General features: G+C 44.9%; 2 protein-coding genes and 1 pseudogene. 1 reads left to right on the plus strand and 2 read right to left on the minus strand.

Annotated features, from left to right (window positions below; genetic code table 11):
- Nucleotides 1–261, plus strand: a 261-nt coding sequence (locus tag A3739_RS20805) for a DUF2141 domain-containing protein (RefSeq protein ID WP_156502726.1), incomplete at its 5' end; no start/stop codon positions are given.
- A gap of 225 nt (nucleotides 262–486) precedes the next feature.
- On the opposite strand, the gene A3739_RS20810 is transcribed toward A3739_RS20805, so the two are convergent.
- Together A3739_RS20810 and A3739_RS20815 are read right to left on the minus strand one after the other, a co-directional pair.
- The gene (locus A3739_RS20810) at nucleotides 487–1,173 is read right to left on the minus strand and encodes a zinc metallopeptidase (RefSeq protein WP_068480612.1); all 687 of its coding nucleotides are present in this window, start codon (nucleotides 1,171–1,173) and stop codon (nucleotides 487–489) included.
- Nucleotides 1,174–1,411: 238 nt separating this feature from the next.
- Nucleotides 1,412–1,692 (minus strand): annotated as a pseudogene (locus A3739_RS20815) (nitronate monooxygenase); the annotation flags it as partial.

A 1,692-nucleotide genomic window follows, 5' to 3' on the forward strand; every position in this document is an offset into this window, starting at 1 on the left:
CAAGAGGTCGATGAAAACGGCAAGGTACAGTTTCAATTGTCAGGCATGGAAAACCACTTCTATTCGGTTAGTGTTTTCTACGACAAAGACGGCAATGGGCAACTTAGCACCGGCTTTGCCGGCGTACCGATCGAACCCATTGGCTTCTCGAATAACGCGAAAGGACAATCTGGCCCTCCCTCCTTTAACCAAGCTAAATTCAATCCAGTATTATCAAGGGACCTAGAAATAAAACTTAGCAGTGTGCTTTCTGAGACCTAACAACTATTCAAAGAAATTCTTATCAAAAAGACAGTTAATTATTAACTGTCTTTTTGATTAATGTGTTCCATCCTAACTATCGTTGCCACTTTTTGGTACCTAAATTGGAGAGTCCAATGCAAATTGAGTACTAAGCGTTTGTATCGCCAAGCAATCAGAACGAGTAGCAAAAACGGTTATAGAAGCTATTAAGTCTAGGAGATTAACGGGTAAGGAATAGGCGGCTTATGTTACGCCGCGTAAGATTGCCCACCAGCGACCAAAACGTAACAAACTAGCGAGCGTACCAGCGACATAGGTCCATGCAGCCGCTCTAAGCACTTCTCGAACCGCCTCAACTTGATCATCGGTAATATACTCACCGTCAATTAGAATCGGCAAAGCTTTATTAAAGCTAGCGTCAAACTCTAGAGGCAACACTAATAACTGAATGAAAACAGAAGAGAGCATCGCGATGACGCCAACGGCCGCTATCAACAAGCCACTTTGAGGCACCTTCAACACCGCAGCGACGGCAGGTGCCGCCATCAAAATAAATATAGCAACGCGCTCAACTGTTATTGCCGCAGGGGTTAAGCGCTTTCGTAGTCGAGCAATCGGTTCATTTCGGTGAAACTGAATGGCGTGCCCTACTTCGTGCGCAGCGACTGCAATCGCGGACAATGACTTCCCTTGAAAGTGCGGTGCAGTAAGGCGAACCATCTTGTCGTTATCATCGTAGTGATCACCGAGTTCAGTTTGCTCAACTTTTACGTCACCCAATCCAAAACGCTTAATAAGGTGATCAGCCAACTCTCCACCAGTACCAGGCATAGTTGGAATGTTTTTACCATGCTTCGCCAATACGCGCTTCACCCAAAGACTAGGACCTAGCACGATCGCAACCACAATCAGAATTAAGACTACATACATACAACAAGTTCGTATTAATCAATACACACTGTATACAGAGCTTAACAGCGAGTGGATTAAAAGGTAATGGCTACCGAAACATTGATGAATACAACGCGAACATCCCGGGCGAGGCATTGAGCAATGCTCAAAGTTATGTCAAACCACGCACAGCCTTAAAAAACAAAACGCCCGATGAAATTCATCAGGCGTTTTAAGAGAAATAAGTGTCGACTTATTTCAGGACAAGACAGTTACGTTAAAGCAGCTTAGATAGACGCTCAGAAATCATGGCTTCGGCATCCGCCATAATTCCTGAGATAAGCTCTTCACAGGTCGGAATATCATTAATTAAACCTGCAACCATCCCGCATGACCAGGCACCCGCATCAACTGTGCCTTCCATCATGACTTGCGGATAAACGCCTACTACTTCGTCGGCAATATCTTCAAATTTAAGATCAGCACCTAGCTTCGCTTCGGTTTCTAAGATCTTTTCTACCGCTGGATTTACGAGCACACGCTCTGTATTCCTGAGCG

This window comes from Oleiphilus sp. HI0067 (assembly GCF_001635735.1).